This is a genomic window from Cupriavidus basilensis, from assembly GCF_000832305.1.
Taxonomy (GTDB): domain Bacteria; phylum Pseudomonadota; class Gammaproteobacteria; order Burkholderiales; family Burkholderiaceae; genus Cupriavidus; species Cupriavidus basilensis_F.
This window is the reverse complement of the sequence record NZ_CP010537.1, coordinates 2,954,957-2,975,601: the sequence shown is the minus strand read 5'-3', so window position 1 is coordinate 2,975,601 and position 20,645 is coordinate 2,954,957. Positions and strand designations below refer to the sequence as shown.

Genomic DNA, 20,645 nt, shown 5'->3' with positions numbered 1-20,645 from the left:
ACGGCGTGCTCAGGCCCGCCTTCGAGGCCGCCAGTCCCTGCCTGGTGGGCGCTGATCGCACAAAAATACAAGCAGGCAGCCTCTATATGTCTGCTGGTTAAAGGTGTTGTGTCTGTCTTGCCGCCCATGTCAAATGCTAAGCTTCGCCCTTTGCAATACATTCAATCCCAGTCTTGGATGTATTGACATGGCCCGGCGGCCGTTGCCACATACCCACCGGGCTCGCCGCAGTTGCGCCGCCCCGGAACATCCGGGCAGCGCCGTGGCATCCCTCGGCACGCCTGCCGGACAGGTATCCGCGGCGGCCGTCTTCTGCCAAGCACCAGCACATCGAAACAAAGAGACACTTGTGACATCTGCCTCCCTTGAAACATTCCTGGCCGGCGTTGCCCGGCGCGACCCCGACCAGCCCGAATTCCTCCAGGCCGTGAAGGAAGTCATGATGACGCTCTGGCCCTTCGTCGAGCAGCATCCGCGCTACGGCGAACAGGCCTTGCTGGAGCGGTTGGTGGAACCCGAGCGCGTGATCCAGTTTCGCGTGGCATGGACCGACGACCGCGGCCAGGTGCAGGTCAACCGGGGCTTCCGCGTGCAGCACAGCTCAGCCATCGGCCCCTACAAGGGCGGCATGCGCCTGCATCCCACGGTCAATCTCTCCGTATTGAAATTCCTGGGCTTCGAGCAGACGCTGAAGAATGCGCTGACCACGCTGCCCATGGGCGGCGGCAAGGGCGGCTCGGACTTCGATCCCAAGGGCAAGTCCGATGGCGAGGTGATGCGCTTTTGCCAGGCGCTGATGACCGAGCTCTACCGCCACCTCGGCCCGGACACCGACGTGCCCGCTGGCGATATCGGCGTGGGCGCGCGGGAAGTCGGCTTCATGGCCGGCATGATGAAAAAGCTGTCAAACAGTTCCGCCAGCGTCTTCACCGGCAAGGGCATGGCCTTCGGGGGCAGCCTGATGCGGCCCGAAGCCACCGGCTACGGCACGGTGTATTTCGCGCAGGAGATGCTGCACCGCCGCGGGCGCGATTTCAGCGGCCTGCGCGTGCTGCTGTCCGGCTCGGGCAACGTGGCCCAGTATGCCGCCGAGAAAGCGATCGAACTGGGCGCCAAGGTGCTCACGGTCTCCGACTCCGGTGGCGTGCTGCATTACCCCAAGGGCATGAACAGCGAACAATTGTCGGCCTTGATGGCTTTCAAGAACGAGGCGCGCGGCCGCCTGGCGGAATTCGCCGCCGAGCAGGACCTGCACTTCGAAGCCGGCCGCACACCCTGGCACGTGCCGGCGGACGTGGCGTTGCCCTGCGCCACGCAAAACGAGCTGGATGGCAATGACGCCGAACGCCTGCTGGCCAACGGCGTGTTCTGCGTGGCCGAAGGCGCCAACATGCCCGCCACGCTGGACGCCGTGGACCGCTTCCTGGCCGCGCGCATCCTTTACGCGCCGGGCAAGGCCAGCAATGCCGGCGGTGTCGCCACCTCGGGGCTGGAAATGTCGCAGAACGCCATGCGCATGTCCTGGCACCATGCCGAGGTCGACGAGAAGCTGCACGCGATCATGAAGGACATCCACGGCAACTGCATCCACTACGGCCAGAAAGCCGACGGGTTCATCAACTACGTGGAGGGCGCGAACGTGGCCGGGTTTGTGAAGGTCGCGGACGCGATGCTGGCGCAGGGCGTGGTTTGATCGTGGGCTCGTAGCGAGCCCACGCACGTTGGCCTGCACCTTGGTTTTCTGACCCGACTCGTCGCAAGCCTGGGCCAGTCGGGCGCCTGAGCATTCCGCCTCACGAATCAACGATATACACACGCCGCCGATCTGGGACGACTGATCCGTCGTCCTCCTTTTCTCCCCAAATCGCCCGGGATTTTTTTCTCGGACGTTGTTCTCGCGCTCGCTTCAACCGGCAGCCAGCCGGTAAGATCGTGGGCGAAGATTTTTAGGCTATCGTGGCAATTCTCACAGCGCCAGACGCTGATTCAAGCTGATTACATTGGGAGCGCGGTGCGCATGAAAGCTAAAGAGAACGTCATCGCTGCATTGACAATCATGCTTTTGACGCCGTCTATGTCCTTTGCGGATAGTATCAATGGGAAGAGCATTTATTTGCAGAGATGCGCTATGTGCCACGGTGCTGATATTAAAGGCACCGGACCATTGGCCAATAAAAGCACCCCTTCAACGCCTGATCTTACAACGTCTGCCTTCAAGAGACGCTTGATCGATTATCCGGGTGTCATTGTATCGTCCGTCATACTCCGTCCCAACGGAGATCTGATTCCGAGAACGTTGCGGGAAAATGGCGTAAAACTACCTGCGTTCACATGGACGGTAAAGGATTTTCGTGATCTGAATGAGTATATGACCGGTGCAATATCAAGGGCTAAATAATAATATTTTCGTGTAACTGCCGGCCAACCCTCGATCCGTCACGACCTTGGCTGCCGACCGATGCGCAGCCTTGGACTTCGCCCACGCTGCGCACCAATCGATGACCGGTTTAGTTCATGACCCAAAAAAACGAAGGAAATGATTGGGCCGGAACAGTTTCCCTGTCCCTCACCACGGAAGCCGAACCTTGACGCTATCCCGATGCTCTGCAATATAGAGCGAGGGCAGAAAGCGGGAAAGGAAGGTGAATTCGTTGTAGCAGTGCATGAGTAGTGCCTGTCCGAACGCATCGGGAAATGCAGCCTTGATCTCCTCGGCGCCATGCCCTTGCGCGGGCATATCCTCGCCAAGGTAGAAATGACTTCTCAGCGCCATTCCCGATGGCGTATCGCGCCCCATGTGCAACAGCCGGCCGCCAAGTATTTCGCCACTGCCGGTGCGGGCAGGCGCATCGCCCATGCCGACCCGGCCGCAAACCGCCGCGCTGATGGCGCCGCGGTCCCTGGCTTCGTCGTATGCCGCGGCATCGAAATACTCATGGGGATGACGAAACTGAATGGCGAGCTTTTCCGCGGGCGATCCGGAGAAATGCTCCTCGACCAGATGAATGGACCCGATATGTGTCCCATCCTGAGCCTCTGCCCACGCGCTGGAGACATGGTCGGCCGGATGCCACCAGATGTACTGCTGCGTATTTGGGCGAAAGCGGAACCACCATTCAAACATTTCCCCCGTACAGCCGTGTAGTTCCGTGCGGCAGGCCACGTGCAAGACGCCGCTTGCGAGACGTTCATAGCCGGTCTCCAGAGCAAGCGGAGCCGGATCGAGCAAGGCGTGCGCTTCAGACAAATCCATTTGAATCTCCTTCAAAAAAAGAACACCAACTGACTGTCACCTTAAAACCGCGTGGCCATCCCGATACGCCCGATGGTCTGACTGGATCCGGACGACGCCGCGTCTGGCCCGAAGAGTCCGTTGATCCATGCCTGCGCGCCGTGGTCGCCGGCAGCATGCTGGTAGACGCCTTCCAGGTAGACCGAGGTGCGCTTGGACAGCGCATACATCAAGGTCGATGTGATCTGTTGCGCCTTGTTGTGGCTGAGCTGTGCGTTTCCCTTCATCCACTGGTAGTTGGCCCCAAGTGTCAGGGCGCCGGACAGGGTCCAGTTTGCGCCCGCCTGCACGACGTTGACCATGGCACCGGAGAGTGTGTTGCGCGTGTTCGTGTAAAGAATGTGGGCCAGCACCGAAGGGAATCCATAGTGCGCGCCCACGCCGACGTTGCGTATGCCGTCCCGGCCATTGTTGATCGCGCTGTAGCGCGCGTCCGTGACGGCAGCGCCAAGCGCGAGCGGGCCGCGCTCATAGTTCACCCCGGCGCTGGCGGTCCGCCCGGAGGTTATCGAGCCCGCGACCTCGCCGAAACCATACAGGGCGCCAAGCGTGAAGCCGCCAATTGACGGTGTCACATACTTGACGGAATTTGCCACGCGCGTGGAGGCGCCGACGCGATCGAAGTCGGTCGCTCCCGTTGGGTTATTCGGAATGCCGAGGCCAGTGAACGGGCCATTGCGGAAATTGTAGAAGCCGCCATATAGCAGGCCACCGTCAAGACCGCCGAACAACAGGGATTCCGTCATGAAGTCATACTGGTTTCCCAGGGAAATTTTCCCCCAGGATACATTGCCAAGACCGACCAGTGCCTGCCTGGCGAAGAGCGAACCGTTCGACGGAATCGTTGCGCCATTGTCATTGCTGAACTGGCTGGCCAGTTCAAAGAATACCTTGTTGCCTGCGCCAATGTCCTCGTTCCCGCGCATGCCGAAAATGCTTGGCACATAGACCCCGGTATCGAGCAATACGCCTCGTTTTCCGGATTGATTGCTCACATACGTCACGCCGGCATCGAGCATGCCGAACAGGGATACGCTGCTCTGGGCGCAAGCGCCGGCACCGAATCCAAGACACGGCAGCGCCAGCAGCCATCTTGCCTTCACCGTCTTTGTTGTTTTCATCGTCGTCTCCTCGTTATTTTCTTGTATGCTGCGCTGCGGGCGAGAACTACGGCGCGCCCCATGCAACGTGACGCCGTCACGTATCGGTCATCACCGGTTGCCGGCTACTTCCGCCCCCCGCCCTTCACCCTCCCGGGCGGGCGGGGCACCCGGGTACCTGGCCGGGGCGTGCCAGCGCGTGGGCAGAAATGCCATGCCATGGCGCGCGGCGAGTTCCCCCCAGATTCCCCTGGGATAGAAGCGCATCACGACGATGCCGATCAATCCCAGAAGAATCAGGTAGGTGCTGCCGGTGTCGGCAAGGTACTGCCGCATCACGAAATAGATGATGCAGCCGATGATCGGGCCCTCAAGCGTGCCGATTCCGCCAATCACCACAATGAAGATGATGTAGCCGGTCCAGTTGATGTCGAACGCGGAAGCGGGCGAAATACGCAGCTTGGTCAGGAAGATAAACGCCCCCAGCATGCCGTAGGCAGCGCTGACCACGATATAGACAGCGAACTTGAGGTGCCGTTGATGAATCCCCATGGTGGACGCCGCACTCTCGTTGTCTCGTATCGCGCAGAGCGCGAGACCATACTTCGACCTGAGCATGCGGTACGCGCCATAGTTCACCGCGACGGCAAGCAGCAGGGCGATGAGATAGAGCAACATGTCGCGACTCATCCAGCCCAGGTCAAGGGAGCGCACCGCATCCAGGGGAATGCTGATTCCCGACCCGGCTCCAAGCGCGCTCGCTTGTGAAAATGCCAACCGGAACACCTCGGCGATGACCCAGGTCCCGATCGCCAGGTAGGGGCCGGCCAGGCGAAAGACCGCAAATGCGACGATGCACGCCATGCCGGCAGCGCATAGCCCGGCCAGGACAATCGACGCCAGCGGCGGCATCTTGAAGAAGATCGCCAGGGCAAAGAGGACATAGCCTCCGCTGCCAAGGTAGGCCTGCTGTCCGAGCGACATGAATCCGCCATAGCCAGCCAGGATATTCCACAGCTGTGCGAGCGCGACGAAATAGAAGAACTCGACGAGCATGGACTGCTGTCCCGCATCGAGCACGAAAGCCAGTGCGGCCAGCGCAACGGCCGTGGCCGCAAAGGCGCCGTCGGTGCGCGAAAACCTCGGCGCGCTGGCAGGCAGCGCCAAGGGAGATGTCAGGTGTGCGCTCATTGGTTGCCTCGTTGGGGAAAGATTCCGTTGGGCGCGATCAGCAGCACCAGGAGAAACAGCAGATGGCCGGCAAGGAGTTGCCAGTCGGGGTCAAGCGATGCGCCGACGCTCTGTGCGACGCCGAGCGCGATGCCGCCGGCAAGGGTGCCCCACAGCGAACCCAGCCCACCGATGACCACCGCTTCAAACGCAAAGATCAACCGGTCCGGTCCGCTGGCAGGATCGAAACTCGCCCGCGTCCCCATGAAGACAGCGGCGATGCCGACGACGGCCATCGACATGCCGGTCGCCAGCGCGAACAGGTTGCGGTGATTGATACCCATCCAGCCAGCCGCCTCCGCGTCATCGGAGGTTGCCCTGAATGCGCGTCCGATTGCGGTGCGCCGCAGCATGAACTGGAGCGCGCCAAGAACGGCAATGGCCGCCAGCAGCGTGATCACCGGGAGGATGCCGACGGCGATGCCGTTGCCCAGAGGCAGGCTCATTGTCTCGATCGCGCCGCCAGGAAGCTTCCTGGCATCCGCCGAGAATACTTCCAGGAGACCGTTTTGCAGGACGATGGACAGGCCGAACGTCAGCAGCATCGGACGCAGCACGTTGGCGCCCATGGCGCCGTTCAGTAGCGCGCGCTGCAAGACATAGCCGATCGCAAACATGACCGGGACGGTTAGCAGCAGCGAGGCAAATGAAGTCTCCGCCCCCGGGATGCGAATCGCAAAGGCAAGGAATGCCGCCAGCACGATCAGGTCGCCGTGCGCGACGTTGACCAATCGCATGACACCGAAAATGAGCGACAGCCCGCTCGCATACAAGGCGTAGAGGCCGCCCAGAAGCATGCCCTGAACGATCACATCGATCCAGTCCGTCATTGTTCTTCTCCGAAGTACGCGCGTCCGATCTCTTCCTTGCTGGCCGATGCGGATTTGCCGGACAGCGTGACCCGCCCCTTCTGCATGCAGTAGTAGCGGTCCGAGAAGCGAAGCGCCTGATGAATATCCTGCTCGACGATCAGCAGAGTCGTGCCTTCCTCCTTGAGGGTTGCGAGGTGGCCATACATCTCTCGAATGATCTTGGGCGCCAGGCCCAGCGACAGCTCATCGCACATCAGCATGGAGGGGTTTGACATGAGCGCACGCCCGATGGCGACCATCTGCTGCTCGCCACCGCTCAGGGACGTCACGTTCTGCCGGCGCCGCTCCGCGAGTCGGGGAAACATCGTGTAGACGCGTCCCAGATTCCACGGACCCGGCCGCCTGGCGTATGCCCCGATCTGCAGGTTTTCCTCCACGCTCAGGCTCGGAAACATGCGGCGCCCCTCGGGAACGAGCGCAATGCCCTTGCGCACCACTTGCGCCGCACTGTCGCGTCCGAGGCTGTGTTCGCGCAGGCGGATCGCGCCGTGCCTGACAGGGAGCGCTCCCGAGATTGCCTTGAGCAAGGTCGATTTCCCGGCGCCATTCGCGCCGATGATCGCCACCGACTCGCCTTGCCGGATCGTCAGGCTCAGGGCAAAGAGCGCCTGAAAGTCACCGTAGTACGCATCGAGTTCATGAACGCTAAGCATGGGATTCCACCTCGATACCCAGATACACATCCCGCACGGCGGCGCTGTTCATCACAGCCGACGGCTCGCCTTCCATGAGCTTCTTGCCGAAGCTCAGCACCATCAGCCGGGAAACAACCGCGAGGAGCGCGTGCACGACGTGCTCGATCCAGATGATGGCGGTGCCTTGGGCGTGGATGCATTGAATGGTCGCAACCAGCTCCGCCGCCTCGCCCTCCGTCAGGCCGCCCGCGATTTCGTCGAGCAACAGGACCTTCGGGCGGGTCGCCAGCGCTCGCGCCAGTTCCAGCCGCTTGCGTTCGAGCAGCGACAGCGCAGCCGCCGGTTTGTCGGCATGGCGGAGCAACCCGGTCAGTGCCAGCGTTTCGTAGCAGTGCTGCTGAGCTCGGCGCGCGTCCAGCCTGGCGCCAAAGAACGCGCCCACGAGCAGGTTTTCAAATACCGTGAGCTGGGAAAAGGGCCGCGGGATCTGGTACGTTCGCCCGATCCCGGCAATCGCCCGCTCGTTCGGAGAGGCATGGGTGACGTCCCGCCCTTCCAGCAGGATACGGCCGCTGTCCGCGCGGATGTTGCCGCTCAGCAAGTTGAAGAAGCTGCTTTTTCCCGCACCGTTCGGGCCAATGACGCCCAGCGCTTCGGCGTGATCGAGCGTGACGGACAAATTGTCGGCAACCGTCACCGCGCCGAATCGCTTCACCAGCATTTCGGCGGAAAGGACACAATGATCCATACGACCCCTCAGGTGAGAATTGCCAGGCGCTTCTGCACGCCGATATCCTTCGCGAGCGTTGCGCTCACGATCTGCAGATCCAGTGGATGCCTGTTGCCCGCGGTCCACTGCGCACCGACCAGCGGCGTCTTGGTGACGTTCTTGACCGGGCTTCCGGTCCACTTGACGGGACCGACGGCTGACGCGTAGTCCGTGGCACGGATCGAGGCGACAATGCCCTGTGGCGTTAGCACGGTGGTCCGCCTGAGCACATCGAGCGCGACCTCGAACAGGGACAGCGTTGCGCCAAGGGGTTGCACCCATTGCCGGCCGGTCGCTGCTTCATAAGCATCGGCAAACTGTGCACTGGTCTCGCCAGTCAGTCTGGAGCGATAGGGATAGGCCGGCGACCACGCGACCTCCGTGGACAAGCCCACACCGCGCGGCCCGAGTCCTGCAACCGCGGAAGGGAAGAGCAGTGCCTTGGCAAAGGTCACGATCTTCGGCTTGAAACCCTGCTGTGCCGCCTGGCTCCAGAATGTGGCGAATGCCGCGGGCGGCAGGACGCCCGTCACGATCTCCACCTTTGCCGCCTTGAACGCGCGGATCTGCGCCGAGAAATCATTGGCGCCTGGCTGGAACCGGCCAAGGTCGACAAGCTTGTAGCCGTTCGCGGCAAGCGCCGGCGGAAAGCCGAATGCCTTGTCACTGAACGCGTTGCCTTCCGCATCGTTCGGCCAGAGCGCGCCGACGGTGCGATTGGTGGCAGCTCCGGTGCTGTCCCAGATGGCCGTATACACCGCGATCAGGTCTTCCAGTCCCCAGCAAAAGTGATAGGTGTACTCGAAGCCCTTCGCCGGCGAGCCGCCTCGCCCGAAGTAGTAAGGTTGCCACGGGCAGTTCGTGGTGATGCAGGGGATCCGGCTCAGCTCGCATTGATCGGATACGGGGTTGACGGTGTCCGCAGTGCACGCGGACACAATCAGATCCACCTTGTCGTCCTTAATCAGGCTTGCCGTGACTTCGGCGGCGCGATTCGGATTCGACTGGCTATCCTTTTCAATGATCAGCACAGGATGCACATTGCCCGCGACAGAGATGCCGTTCGCAATTGCTGCGCGCACGCGCTGCAGCATGAATCCATCGGTCTCCGCGAACGGGGCGAGCGGCCCGGTTCGCGGGCTCACGTAGCCAATCTTCAGCGGCCGCGCGGCCGCCGAAGCGGGCCGGATCGATTGCGCGCCAACCGTGGCCGCGCCCAGCGCCACCAGGCCGCGCAAGGTGGCGCGGCGCCCGGCGAAGCGCATCCGGTGGACAGTGCCACCTTCCGTTTCCTTCTTCATGTCTTGTCTCCTGTCATGCTCATGTCATGCACATGTCGGCGCGGTTCTTCTTTGGAACCGCTTGCCTTTCGTACCTGCCGCTGCGGGCAGGGCGAATCACTATCCGGCCGTGTAGCCTCCGTCGATGTATAGCGTCTGGCCGGTGCAAAACTCCGACGCCCTGGAAAGCAGGAACTGCAACGCACCGACGAGATCCTCGGGTTCCCCCAGGCGCCCGAGCGGAATACGCGCGAGCATCCCTTCGCGCGCTGCACGGCCGCGATCGTCATCGGCGAACATCCATGCCGTGAGTTCGGATCGGAACACCGTCGGCGCGATGGCGTTGACGTTGATGCCGTAGCGGCCCAGCTCGCATGCCAGTGTCCGCGTCAAGCCATCGATCGCCGCCTTTGAGGGGCAGTAAGCCGAGTAACCGGCGGCAAGCCCGAGCTTGCCGCGCGTGGACGACAGCAGGACAACCCTGCCGCGCTGCGCCGTCTCGATACAGTGGGTGGCGAAGGCCTTGCAGACCAGCCACGATCCGCGCACGTTGGCTGCCATCACGTGTTCCCACTGCTCCGTGGTCATATCCTGGATCGGCGCGGGATCGTTGGTGCCCGAGCCGACGACGACGAAATCGATGGCGCCGAACTGCGCAACCGCTTCGTCGATCAGGTTGCGGGCATTGGCCTCGGTGTCGGGCCTGCATGCCTTGGCCTTGACCCGGATGCCGTCGGCATTCAATTGCATTTCGAGTTCGCGCAGCGCCTGCGCATTCGCCCCCGCGATCACGAGTCTCGCGCCGGCATCGGCCAGGCTGCGTGCCGCAGCCCGCCCGAACGCGCCGGTGGCACCGGTAATCACGCCTACCTTGCCTGACAAACCAAAGGCGGCACTGGTACTAGCCATTGTTTCCTTCTCCTGTAGATTGGCTGCCGGGCAAGGCCGAAGCCAGGATCACGAGCATCGACGCCGGCAGCCTGGAATCATTCCTGATGCTTCGCCCTTCGCCGGCCGGAATCACGCACGAGTCCAATGCCTTGAGCACGACGTCCCCGCCGGCGGTGGTGAGCGTGATCTCACCGCTCAGCACCACGTAGACCTTCTCTGTCGGCCCTGCGTCCCATTGCGCACCGCCGTCTGGCAAGAAGTGCGACAGGCCGACCCAAAAATGCTCCACGTGCGTGGCGTCCAGCCCCTGCAACCGCAGGGACCGCATGTCGAAATGCCTGGCCGCGTCATAGCGGGCCGCGGCATGCAGCCGTTTGACTTCCATGGCCGCTTCCGTTACAGGCCGCTTTCGATACGGAAGGACTGGCTCTTGTCCTGCATCGCCACCACACGTACGATGCATCCGTCCCCCTTTACCCAGCGCCAGGGGAACGCCGCTATCGTCACCCGCTTTCCGGTCACCTTGTCGAGATCGCCCCCGACATTCTCGATACCCGGGATGCCCGCTTCGAGCAGCGCCCGATGCGCCGGCTCCCAGTGCGGAAAGTCCTGCTCGACGGAGCGGCCCGTTTCACGCTCATACTCCTCGCATACCCGCGGCAAGAGCGGGCCGACCCCGTGGCGGCCGATCGCGGTGCCCAGCGGATGATCAAGGGCCTGCTGGTCGACGCCGACCATCTTCACGCCCTTTTCGGCCAGCCATTCGCCCGCTTCCTTGTACAGGCCGGGCGAGTAGGCGTAGTACTGGCTGTTGTCGCCGTAGTGATGGTGCCAGCCGGTGTTGATCATGACGATGTCGCCACGCTGGATCTTCGGATAGGCGTTCTCCAGGTCCTTGGCCGTGATCACCTCCCACTTTTTCTTGGGGATGCTGACCACCACGCCTGTGCCGAAGAAACGGTCCAGCGGGATCTCGTCCAGGAACGGCGTGCCTTCGATCACGTGGGCAGGCGCATCGATATGCGTACCGCTGTGCATGACGGTGGTAATGCGTTGCGTCAACACGCCGGACTTCGCCATGTAGTGGATCCGTTCGATCTTCACGTCCTCGAAGTACGGCCAGTTAGGCACGCCGTGACCCCAGGGGTGGCTCAGTTCGACGAATTCGACGCCGTCGGTATTGGAAGGGGGCGTGGCGGGGTATGCGGATATCGACATGATGTCTCCGTGGTAGAAAGGATGGCGTAATTTCGATGGGTTCAGAACGCGACGTTGTCGCGCCCTTTGAGCTGCAGCATGGATCGCGCTTCGGCGGGCGATGCGATCTCGAAACCGAGTTCTTCCAGGATGTGGCGGATCTTCCTGACCTGGTCGGCATTGGACTGCGCCAGCTTGCCGCGCCCGAGGTACAGGCTGTCTTCGAGACCGACCCGCACGTTCGCCCCCATGATCGATGCGTAGGTCAGCAACGGCATCTGGTGGCGCCCGGCACCCAGCACGGACCAGTAATAGTCGCGGCCGAACAGCCGGTTAGCCGTCTCGCGCATGAACGTCACGTTCTCGGCCGCAGGCCCGATACCGCCCAGGATCCCGAAGATCGTCTGCACGAAAAACGGCGGCTTCACCAGGCCGGCATCGACGAAGTGGGCCAGGTTGTAGAGATGCCCTACGTCATAGCACTCGAACTCGAACCGGGTCCCGCATCCTTCGCCAAGCTCCATGAGGATGCGTCGGATGTCCTTGAAGGTATTGCGAAAGATCGTATCTTCCGTGCCCTCCACGTATGGCTTCTCCCAATCGTGCTCCCACCGGGCAATCTTCGAAGCGGCCGGGTGGATCGAGAAGTTCATCGAGCCCATGTTGAGCGAGGCCATCTCGGGCTGCGCGCGCAATGGGGGCGCGAGCCGCTCCTCCAGCGTCATCTTCGTGCTGCCGCCGCTCGTGATGTTGATCACGGCATCGGTCTGCCGCTTGATCTCCGGAAGGAACTGCATAAAGACGTCGGGATCGGCACTCGGGCGGCCGTCCAGCGGATCGCGCGCATGCAGATGCAGGATCGACGCTCCCGCCCGCGCGGCGTCGACCGCCTGCTGCGCGATGTCCTGGGGCGTGATTGGCAGATAGGGCGACATCGTGGGCGTGTGGATCGCCCCCGTCACCGCGCATGAAATGATGACCTTCTCAGCTGCCATGGCTGTCTCCTTTTATATCCGTACCGTATTGCGGTTATGTTGTATCGCTTTGCGGTTACTTTATGGATCGCCATCAGCGTTGTCAAGCGTGCACGCAGCGGCTTTCCCTGTGACGCGTTCAACGGGAGACATGCAATTGCCTCGCAGCCCGCGCCAGGACTGGGAATCCGGCTGTTCGACAGCGTTTACCCTTGGTTGACCGATGCCGGTTTGCTGCCTATCGTTAACCTCAATGCGGTACATGTGTACCGATATACGGTTAAATTAAGAGGGAGAGAACATTGAATTCAATGTGTATTGGTGTCGTCGGTGCCGGGTTGATGGGCCACGGCATCGCGCAGGTATTCCTGGAGGACGGCCGGTTCGATGTGAGCGTTTACGACGCCGCGCCAGGCTTGATCGAAACCGTGCAGGAGCGCATCGCTTCCAATCTGAAAGCGCTGGGACGTCCCGCTGTGTCTTTCGCAAAGCTCAAGCTGAGCGACAACATCAGCGAAGCCTTATCCGGCTGCCAGATCGTGTTCGAAGCCGTGCCCGAAAAGCTCGAGATCAAGCATCACGTCATGCGCCAGATCGAGGCGGTCGTATCTGGCGAGTGCATCATCGCGTCCAACACCTCCGTCATACCCATCGGCCATATCGGCGAAGCTGTCAGCAAAAAGGATCGCCTCGTCGGAACGCACTGGTGGAATCCGCCCTTCCTTATCCCGTTGGTGGAAGTCGTGCAGGCGACGGCAACGAACCAGCAGGTCGTCGAACGCACGATCTCGCTGCTGGAATCGGTCGGCAAGGTGGCGGTACACGTCAGGAAGGATGTTCCCGGCTTCGTCGGCAATCGCTTGCAGCATGCGCTCTGGCGCGAGGCAATTGCCCTTGTGTCGCAAGGCATCTGCGATGCGCGCACGGTCGATCTGGTCGTCAAGAACTCGTTTGGCCTGCGGCTACCGGTGTTGGGGCCGCTGGAGAATGCTGACCTGGTCGGGCTGGACCTGACGCAGGACATTCACGCCGTTATCCTGCCGACGTTGGATAGCACCTCGTGGCCGAACCGTATCGTGACCAACAGCGTGCGCGACGGCAACCTCGGCATGAAGTCCGGAAAGGGATTCTACGAATGGACGCATTCGAGTGCGCAGGACGTCAGGGAGCAGCTCCTGGCGTATCTTGCCGCCGCGCTAAAGGAACGCGGCGATGCCCAGGCGTAAGCCTGTTAAGGCGTAAGGCGTAGCCCTCGGGAAGAGGGCCGGAACCTGGGTCAGGCCCTGCGCAGCGGTCCTGCCAGGAGCCGCGCCCTGCATTCCACAAGCTTCTCAGTGAGAAGCGCTTCGTTTTGCACGAAACGGTGGGTCGGGGTCGGCACCGAGATGGCGATGCGCTGGTCCATTGGCCCGAGCAAGCCGATTGCAACGGCGCAGATCCCCAATGAGTTCTCCTCGCGGTCCACGGCGACATGGGTGGCCCGCGTTGACTCAATATCCTTTGCGAGATCGTCCCAGCTGCGAAGGGTATGCGGTGTCAGTTGCTCGAACTTCAGCTTGCCTTTCATCTTGGCCAGGGCCGCGTCGTCCAGCATGGCGAGCAGGGCCTTGCCATTTGCCGAGCAATGCAACGGGAAAGCGGCTCCGACAGCGGAAACGGCCCGCAGCACATGCGTGCCCTGTACCTGATCGATAAACACCGCCTTGTTCTGATCCAGTATCGACAAGTCCACCGTTTCTCCCGTCGCTTTCGACAAGTCGACAAGCGCGTCGCGGACCAGGTCCGCGATCTCGAATTTCGTCGCATTGGCCAGCGAGAGGATAGCCGGACCAAGCCGCACGCCACTGCCGCCCGAAGCGGACATTGTCAGACCCTCCGCGCCCAGGGCATCGACAATCCGCTGCACGGTCGAGCGCGGCAAATCCACCTCTTTTGCAATGGCGCCGAGACTCAGGCCGCCCGGGTGGCTGCTCAACGTGCGCAGTATTTCCGCCGCCCGCGCAATGACCTGGATGCCTGCCCGCGCGGCGCGGGGGTCCTCTCCGGGGTATTCGGTGAGCGGGGTGGGGGATGGTGCCGCGGCGGCGACCGATGACTCTGACTTCCGCATTCTTCAATACTCAAATGGTTGCACGGATGCAGGACGGCGGAAGAGAAAAAGTCTGCCAACTGCTACGCTAATGCCGCTCCTTCGTCCTCGGTGCGCCGGTCCCTGGTCGGCATCTCATGGCGGCAGCGCTATGCATGGAACCCGATGGATGCATCAAGGACGCCCGCTGCCCCGAAACACGGGTTCAGGAAAGCAGATGTGGATTATAGAGCAGCGTGGATTGCACGCCGCGCTTGATCGTTGCGCAAGAACCGTGCGGCTCCACCACGCATTGGAATGCAGCAGCCTCGCAGACTGCGACGACATCTTGTGTCGGTCGCATTCGAGATGTCGCGTGGTCGACACACAGGCCAACGGCGGCCTTGAAACAATCCGGCAAGTTGCGATGACACGCTCCGAAGAGCGTGCATCCCGGGCATCTCGCTTCAGGGGGGACGCATTCGGCTTCGCCGGTGCTCGAGTCCTATGGTGGCATCAGTCGCAGGTTCGGCGTCGCCCTTGGGCGGCGGTTCCTCGGTGCCGGCAGCACCGGCCCGGGGACATGCAAATCGAATCGGGTGAGCGTCTTTGCCATCTGGCGCGCTTCCTCCTTCTAGTTGGCGCGAGAATAGTGACTGCGAACGAGCGCGGCTATCCTCTCCCATGATGCCCTCGCGGGCGCGTGATTGCCTCCTGGAGGGGCCACTGAGTACGCGTGCTCGAATCCTGTCATGCCGGCACGATGCAAGCGGCGTTCTGCCTTTCCTAACGCGTTAGATTCCGATAAAAATTCTCGCGCGAACCTAAGCTCAGCAGGATCAGTTCGTTCGCCGTGAACGCATACGACAGCAATATCTCTTGCTTGTTGATCTTGAACTTGTGGGCGAGAACCCCTGCCAGATCGCCCCTTTTCGCGACACCGGCTGGCCGCGCTGCACGAGATGCTGATTGAGCGCCCTGCGAAAGAGGTGATAGAAGCGCGTTCAACCAAGTGCAGCCAGTGATCGTGGTGCTCGACTCTGGACCGCCACGCATTCCGTCGCTGCCGTCAAAATCGGTCACAGCAGCCTAACGCCGGCGTAGTCAGTCCGCTTGTATTGTATTGATTCAAAGTCAGGTGAGATTACGTACGTAATTGCATGTAATTTTTCATCTTTGACACATTTTGCATGTGTGCGCCATCATGCTCATGGAGTGTCAGCGCGCCATTGATCCCCAAAGAATGAAACGAAGTTTCAGTATTTTCCAATAGGAATTGAAAATTGAAATCTAATATATTTAGATTAATTATATTAATATTGTTGGTGCTACTGAAACCGTCGTTCGCCCAATCGTCGCTCGGACTCACTGAATCAAAACCGGAAAGATCGTTTGATGCAAAAGAACTTGCAACCAAAATGCTTCTTTCGAAATCGGTCGTAGTTTATCTTGCGCCACTTATATATATCGCAGAAAGAGGCCTGACCGAAGAGCGCTTGAGGCAGATTGGATGCAGGTACGAAACCGATGACGCAGAAATGCTAGCGGAACTGGCGCGATTGGTTGGTCAAGCCAATCCCGAAGCGGCAAGGATTAAAAGCGAAAAAACATTCGAACCTCGCGAAGCAATTTACCTGCAGTCACTGGGCGGGAGCCGAACGACACTACTATTCGATAGATACTCGACAAACGTCCCCAATGCTGAGGGAATGGTGGACAATAAAAAAATATCGGCATCTCAATCGGTAATAAGCGACATATATCGCTGGGCGGCGAAACTCCCCCCCGTGGAGAAATGCGAATCTTTCCTGCGCCAGTATCGCTAGCAGCAAACATGGCATACCCACCCCATTAGCCGCCAAATTAATATGACCACATTGCAGCTGATCTCACAGTTACGAGCGCCAGTCAATCGGATATCGCCGCCGTCAACGCAGCACTGAGATACCCGCAAAAAAGCCGGACTGGCGCTGACATTGTCAGCAAGATGGTCGCGGCCGGGACTATCATCAACATGACTCGCGCAAACGGCGCATAAATGGGAAATAACACCATCAACTGGAATCCGGGCCAGGCGCTGACCATTACCGATCAAACTGGTCTGGTCAATACTGGCGTCCAATCCGCTGCGGTCAATCTTGCGCACGAAGGTGCCCAGTTGACGGATCCGAATTTGACGGCGAACACCCCGAACACGAATGTGCCTGGGGATTTCCTAATGGTGCTCAGGCGTCGCGGGCTGCGATACACGAGAAATTGATTGAGTGTCGCGGACGAAAGCGGCGATAGCGCCACTTTGTCAGGCCGACTTCCCTTGCCAACCAAGGGCCGCCAGTGATCGTGGTGCTTATTCGCGCGGATATCGGGATATCGTGACGCGTTGCGCCAATCAGTTCGCAGGCCGGCAGACCGGCCGCGCAGGCGAAATCGAGATTAAAACGCAATCGCCGCACCGCGGGCGCGTCCCAGCCGTTCGACCATTCCACTCCATCGGCAATAGTGCGCACCAGCAGCCATTCGCCTTCGGTAAAGCCGCGCGAGGTATCGGGTGCCGCGACCCGCGTGCGACTGCGCACCTTGATACGGCAAAGGGATTGGCCGGCAGGTAGCGCTGCTCAATCAGCCAACAAAACAAGGCGCCCGGCACCGGGGCGCAAGTTGGAGTTTGAAATTTCCGAAGCCTGATGTTGTTCGACTCTGGACCGCCACGCATTTGCCGTACCCGCCGTCAAAGTCGGCACAGCCGCCTGGCGTTGGTACTGCCAGGCCGCTCATGAAATGTATTTACGAAAAATCATTTGAAGTTGCGTACGTAACCGTATGTAATTTTTTAATCTTTGACACATTTCGCGTGTGTGCATCATCATGCCCATAACGCATAACCGCATCATTGTCGCACCTCTGATATTCACATTATCCGGAAACCTGCAGTCTCCAGAATCCAAGGGCGAAGATGACACTTACCTCCTGATCGAAACATATTTTCGTCGCATCGCGTGTCAAAGCTATCGAGGCCAAATCAATGTTAATGGGCCTCCTGTTCGTCTTCTGCCCGCGATCCTAAGCATCGTCTCACAACATTCTTGGTTGAACATGAAGAAAATGCCAGAACGAAACCCATGTAAATGGGGCACACCGACTCTGCACTCTATCGTGCTGCGGGTATTGTCTCTTCCTCTTTGCGCGTTTCTTCTTGCTCACAACGATCCGGTTGACGCACAGATTCGCATTGCAGCAAGTCCAATTTCAATTGAAGCTTCCTCGTTATCGATAAGCGACGAGAGAGGGGCCGTAGTGAGAACGGACAGTGACAATATTCCGAAATTTCGGCCGCCTCCTCCTTTTGGGCCGATGGAATTTTGGGGAAAAATAGTTGATGTGATTAGCGCTAATCACGGCTATTTAAAGCATGAGCAATTTGAGAAGGCTTTCGATATAAAACTCCGAAAAGCTGTCGATAATGCTGAAGCGACTAACTACGGCCTCCTGGCAGGGGATGAATGGTATTTTAATGTCGCCTTGTACGAGTATAAGCTCGGGTATAGGGATGTTACCCATCCATTGGCGCCTGGTGGCATTTTCACTGCTCTTGATATGGAATGGCCAATCGATACATTCGGGAATTGGATGGCAGGGAATTGTGTAGTTGCCGCAGAGGCAACAAAGATGCTACTGGACTCCGGGTGGAAATATAATGTCAAGAAATCGTGGGCGCATACAGCGGACGCGATGGCTGACTATCTTGTATTGGGAAATAGTGTTTTGCGAATTCATCACTATCTTCATTACCTTGGGCCTTTTGGTAAGGACGACGGCATGACGTGCGTTGATAAATTTTACATCAAGGCAATTCCTTGAATTGTATTAATATTATAAATTAACCACCTCAATCGAATTGAAGTTGAGTCTAAATTTTATTGTGAAATAAAAATATGCAATTTGACGGATTTGTACGACAACGTGACTTTGATGCGAGAAGATATGAAGCTTTTTACTATTCACGCGTGTTCTCATAGTCTCTGTATGCACTGGCCGATCCGGAGGAAAATGACGTTTTAGAAGAATCATATTCGACTCGATGTCGAATGACGTGCATTGGTGGATTAAAAAAATCAATGCCACCTCCAGCCACGAGACTCTTGGAAGACGAAGATTAAGAATTTGGAAGGAGTCAAGAATATGAAGGCAGTAATTTCATCTCTCGTCCTGGCATGCGCCGCAGGTGCAAGTCAGTTGGTTTTTTGCCAGCCTGCGCCCGCCATTCCGGATTCGGAAGTAATCAACCAAATCGAGAAAGAATATTGGGCAAAAGAAAATTTGCATTCCAGCATGCAGACGGCGCTGGAAATTACATTATACATTGCCCTCCCCGATAGATACTATCTTACTAAATTAGATGAAAATCGCCTAAAACAAGTTGGCTGCGAATACAAAACAGGTGATCCCAAATTGATTGCCGATCTAATTAAGACTATTGATGATTCTGATTTACAGGGTGAAAATTTTTCTTTGCAGAATTTCGAATATCGCGAGGCAATTTATCTGCATACGAGCAACGACAAGAAAATCGCCATCAAATTTGGTAGGGCATATGAGAATTATCCGAAGCTACTTGGCCTTGCAGATGGACGCAAGATTGCGGCCAAAAAATCTCTACTGGAAGATTTATATCGATTTGCCGCAAAACTAGATCCGGTTAGAAAATGTGAATATTTCATTGGTAGATTTCGAGGCAAATAAAATCATCCTCTCTATTTTTATTATTAATAATCTCCATGACATTCGTCGCAGAAGATTTTAAAGTAACAGGTGAAAATGCAACTGCTAGTGATATCGCGGCGCTCAATGCGGTCCTGTCGTATCTGCAGTAGAGTCAAACTGGCGCATCAATTCTTCAGAAAATGAAGGATGTCGGCCAAGCCGCACGACCGCTGGGGTATTGGGACGTGCGCAAATAGGGATGCTGCAGTACCACAAGTCTGACAGCTTGTGACCGGCCGGCCGGTCGGCGGCGAGCGTCCGAATTGCACGCCTTTTCCCCTCCTGCTGAATCTTGAACCCTCATGTCAACAAGCGGCGCGAGGCGGTACGTTCGCAAACCGGTTACGTCTTCCTGAAAATCCGGGCAGCCTTCCCCGGAAGGCGGTGAAGTACCTCGTTTCAGGTATTTGTCGGCCACGGCGCTGCCGGGCGTTGTTTGCCGTCAACACTTCGGCCGGTGCCTGGGAATACCTGAGCGCAGCTATGGAGATTGCATACGATCCCCTCGTTGTAGGGGTATCAATTCACCAACCCGCGCGGGTGCGCGATTTGCGGGAAAGCGCCTTGCCGCACGCCAATATCCTGCAATGCAAGTCCGCTGAAAATCCTTGCGGCGGCCCCGAGCTTGCCCGTCTGTCATATGTACGAGCGCCATGTCCATCGCATAGACTACCGGCTTAAAAGATAAAAACAGCGGTGAATCGGGTGTCTTCCAACCAGTTCCACTTCATCTCAGGTCTACCCCGCTCAGGGTCAACCTTGCTGTCCGCGCTACTGCTGCAGAATCCCCGGTTCCACGCGGGGATGACGAGTCCGGTGGGGACGCTGTTCAATGCCGTGCTGGCGCAATGCAGCGCCGGCAGCGAATTCGGGCCGGTGATCGCCCAGGACCAGCGCCGCCGGCTGCTGCGTGGCCTGTTCGATAGCTATTACGCGGACAAGGCCGGCAAGGGCGTGGTGTTCGACACCAATCGCAACTGGTGCGCACGCCTGCCCGCGCTGCAGGATCTGTTCCCCAATGCCAAGGTGATTGCCTGCGTGCGCAATGTCGCCTGGGTCATGGACAGCCTTGAGCGTTTGTATCGCGCCAATCCGTATGAAAACACCAAGCTGTTTTCCGATGACGCCGAACGCAGCACCGTCTATAGCCGGGTCGATACCCTGGCGCAGCGCAATCGCCTGGTTGGCTTTGCGTGGGCCGCGCTCAAGGAAGCCTACTACGGCGAGAACGCCGGTTCCCTGCTGCTGGTCGACTACGATCTGCTCAGTCAGGCGCCCGACAAGGTAATGCGCCTGGTTTATGACTTTATCGGCGAGCCGTGGTTTGCGCACGATTTCAACAACGTGCAGTACGACGCGCCGGAGTTCGATCAGGCGCTGGGCGTGTCCGGCCTGCATCAGGTGAAATCCAAGGTGGCAAAGCAAGCACGGCGCAGCATCCTGCCGCCGGACCTGTTCGAGAAGTACGCGGCGTTGTCGTTCTGGGAGGACGGCAGCAAAAGCGCGGCCAATGTCATCCGCGCAAAGCTCGATTAGCGCGATTGAATCGATTGGCGCGTTTAGTTCGACGAACAAG

Annotated in this window: 20 protein-coding genes and 1 pseudogene; 7 read left to right on the top strand and 14 right to left on the bottom strand. The window is 59.1% G+C overall.

The annotated features are described in order from the left end of the window. The first annotated feature begins 349 nt into the window (after nt 1-349). Nucleotides 350-1,693 (top strand): NADP-specific glutamate dehydrogenase, encoded by a 1,344-nt coding sequence (gene gdhA, locus RR42_RS33640; protein WP_043356342.1) that lies wholly within the window; start codon nt 350-352, stop codon nt 1,691-1,693. A gap of 324 nt (nt 1,694-2,017) precedes the next feature. Beyond that, nucleotides 2,018-2,398, top strand: a complete 381-nt coding sequence (locus RR42_RS39170; RefSeq protein ID WP_082055200.1) for a c-type cytochrome — start codon at nt 2,018-2,020, stop codon at nt 2,396-2,398. 168 nt (nt 2,399-2,566) lie between these two features. On the opposite strand, the gene RR42_RS33635 is transcribed toward RR42_RS39170, so the two are convergent. The 11 genes from RR42_RS33635 to RR42_RS33585 all read right to left on the bottom strand — a co-directional run bounded on the left by RR42_RS33635 (nt 2,567) and on the right by RR42_RS33585 (nt 12,261). Continuing rightward, nucleotides 2,567-3,253, bottom strand: coding sequence for a DAPG hydrolase family protein (locus RR42_RS33635; RefSeq protein ID WP_043356340.1), 687 nt, complete (start codon nt 3,251-3,253; stop codon nt 2,567-2,569). Between the two features lie 41 nt (nt 3,254-3,294). Then, the gene (locus RR42_RS33630; RefSeq protein ID WP_082055199.1) at nt 3,295-4,413 is read right to left on the bottom strand and encodes a porin; all 1,119 of its coding nucleotides are present in this window, start codon (nt 4,411-4,413) and stop codon (nt 3,295-3,297) included. A gap of 90 nt (nt 4,414-4,503) precedes the next feature. Then, nucleotides 4,504-5,559 carry a branched-chain amino acid ABC transporter permease gene (locus tag RR42_RS33625; RefSeq protein ID WP_063778474.1) on the bottom strand — a complete coding sequence of 352 codons (1,056 nt, stop codon included), beginning with the start codon at nt 5,557-5,559 and terminating at the stop codon, nt 4,504-4,506. 20 nt (nt 5,560-5,579) lie between these two features. Next, entirely contained in the window at nt 5,580-6,452 is an 873-nt protein-coding gene (locus RR42_RS33620; RefSeq protein WP_043356338.1) for a branched-chain amino acid ABC transporter permease, read from the bottom strand. Beyond that, a complete protein-coding gene (locus RR42_RS33615; protein ID WP_043356337.1) occupies nt 6,449-7,147 on the bottom strand; it encodes an ABC transporter ATP-binding protein in 699 nt (232 codons plus the stop codon). The genes RR42_RS33620 and RR42_RS33615 overlap by 4 nt, the downstream gene beginning before the upstream one ends. After that, entirely contained in the window at nt 7,140-7,877 is a 738-nt protein-coding gene (locus RR42_RS33610; RefSeq protein WP_043356336.1) for an ABC transporter ATP-binding protein, read from the bottom strand. Before RR42_RS33610 ends, RR42_RS33615 begins: the two co-directional genes overlap by 8 nt. Before the next feature lie 8 nt (nt 7,878-7,885). Next, on the bottom strand, nt 7,886-9,199 hold the full coding sequence (locus RR42_RS33605) for an ABC transporter substrate-binding protein (RefSeq protein ID WP_236702111.1): 1,314 nt from the start codon (nt 9,197-9,199) through the stop codon (nt 7,886-7,888). A gap of 99 nt (nt 9,200-9,298) precedes the next feature. After that, nucleotides 9,299-10,087, bottom strand: coding sequence for an SDR family NAD(P)-dependent oxidoreductase (locus RR42_RS33600; RefSeq protein ID WP_043356334.1), 789 nt, complete (start codon nt 10,085-10,087; stop codon nt 9,299-9,301). Then, complete coding sequence (locus RR42_RS33595) at nt 10,080-10,454, bottom strand: cupin domain-containing protein (protein ID WP_043356332.1); 375 nt, start codon at nt 10,452-10,454, stop codon at nt 10,080-10,082. Before RR42_RS33595 ends, RR42_RS33600 begins: the two co-directional genes overlap by 8 nt. A gap of 11 nt (nt 10,455-10,465) precedes the next feature. After that, complete coding sequence (locus tag RR42_RS33590; protein WP_052495150.1) at nt 10,466-11,287, bottom strand: cyclase family protein; 822 nt, start codon at nt 11,285-11,287, stop codon at nt 10,466-10,468. A 41-nt stretch (nt 11,288-11,328) separates the two neighbouring features. Beyond that, nucleotides 11,329-12,261 (bottom strand): 3-keto-5-aminohexanoate cleavage protein, encoded by a 933-nt coding sequence (locus RR42_RS33585; protein ID WP_043356330.1) that lies wholly within the window; start codon nt 12,259-12,261, stop codon nt 11,329-11,331. Nucleotides 12,262-12,551: 290 nt separating this feature from the next. Between RR42_RS33585 and RR42_RS33580 the strand changes: the two genes are divergently transcribed. Continuing rightward, nucleotides 12,552-13,466: a 3-hydroxyacyl-CoA dehydrogenase family protein gene (locus RR42_RS33580; RefSeq protein ID WP_043356328.1), complete on the top strand. Its 915-nt coding sequence runs from the start codon at nt 12,552-12,554 to the stop codon at nt 13,464-13,466. A gap of 50 nt (nt 13,467-13,516) precedes the next feature. Here the strand turns inward: RR42_RS33580 and RR42_RS33575 are convergent, their stop codons facing one another. Both RR42_RS33575 and RR42_RS39165 read right to left on the bottom strand, forming a co-directional pair. Then, the gene (locus tag RR42_RS33575) at nt 13,517-14,350 is read right to left on the bottom strand and encodes an IclR family transcriptional regulator (RefSeq protein WP_043356326.1); all 834 of its coding nucleotides are present in this window, start codon (nt 14,348-14,350) and stop codon (nt 13,517-13,519) included. A gap of 744 nt (nt 14,351-15,094) precedes the next feature. Continuing rightward, nucleotides 15,095-15,391: a type II toxin-antitoxin system RelE/ParE family toxin gene (locus RR42_RS39165; protein WP_236702110.1), complete on the bottom strand. Its 297-nt coding sequence runs from the start codon at nt 15,389-15,391 to the stop codon at nt 15,095-15,097. 200 nt (nt 15,392-15,591) lie between these two features. Between RR42_RS39165 and RR42_RS40205 the strand changes: the two genes are divergently transcribed. After that, a complete protein-coding gene (locus tag RR42_RS40205) occupies nt 15,592-16,134 on the top strand; it encodes a hypothetical protein (protein WP_144410023.1) in 543 nt (180 codons plus the stop codon). A gap of 415 nt (nt 16,135-16,549) precedes the next feature. On the opposite strand, the pseudogene RR42_RS39160 reads toward RR42_RS40205, so the two are convergent. Further along, nucleotides 16,550-16,955 (bottom strand): annotated as a pseudogene (locus tag RR42_RS39160) (integrase); the annotation flags it as partial. 218 nt (nt 16,956-17,173) lie between these two features. On the opposite strand from RR42_RS39160, the gene RR42_RS40200 reads away from it, so the two are divergent. From RR42_RS40200 to RR42_RS33570, 3 genes are all read left to right on the top strand, one after another. Continuing rightward, nucleotides 17,174-18,166 carry a hypothetical protein gene (locus RR42_RS40200; RefSeq protein ID WP_144410022.1) on the top strand — a complete coding sequence of 331 codons (993 nt, stop codon included), beginning with the start codon at nt 17,174-17,176 and terminating at the stop codon, nt 18,164-18,166. A 321-nt stretch (nt 18,167-18,487) separates the two neighbouring features. After that, nucleotides 18,488-19,048, top strand: a complete 561-nt coding sequence (locus RR42_RS40195) for a hypothetical protein (RefSeq protein WP_144410021.1) — start codon at nt 18,488-18,490, stop codon at nt 19,046-19,048. 717 nt (nt 19,049-19,765) lie between these two features. Next, a complete protein-coding gene (locus RR42_RS33570; protein ID WP_330218531.1) occupies nt 19,766-20,605 on the top strand; it encodes a sulfotransferase in 840 nt (279 codons plus the stop codon). The last annotated feature ends 40 nt before the right edge of the window (nt 20,606-20,645 follow it).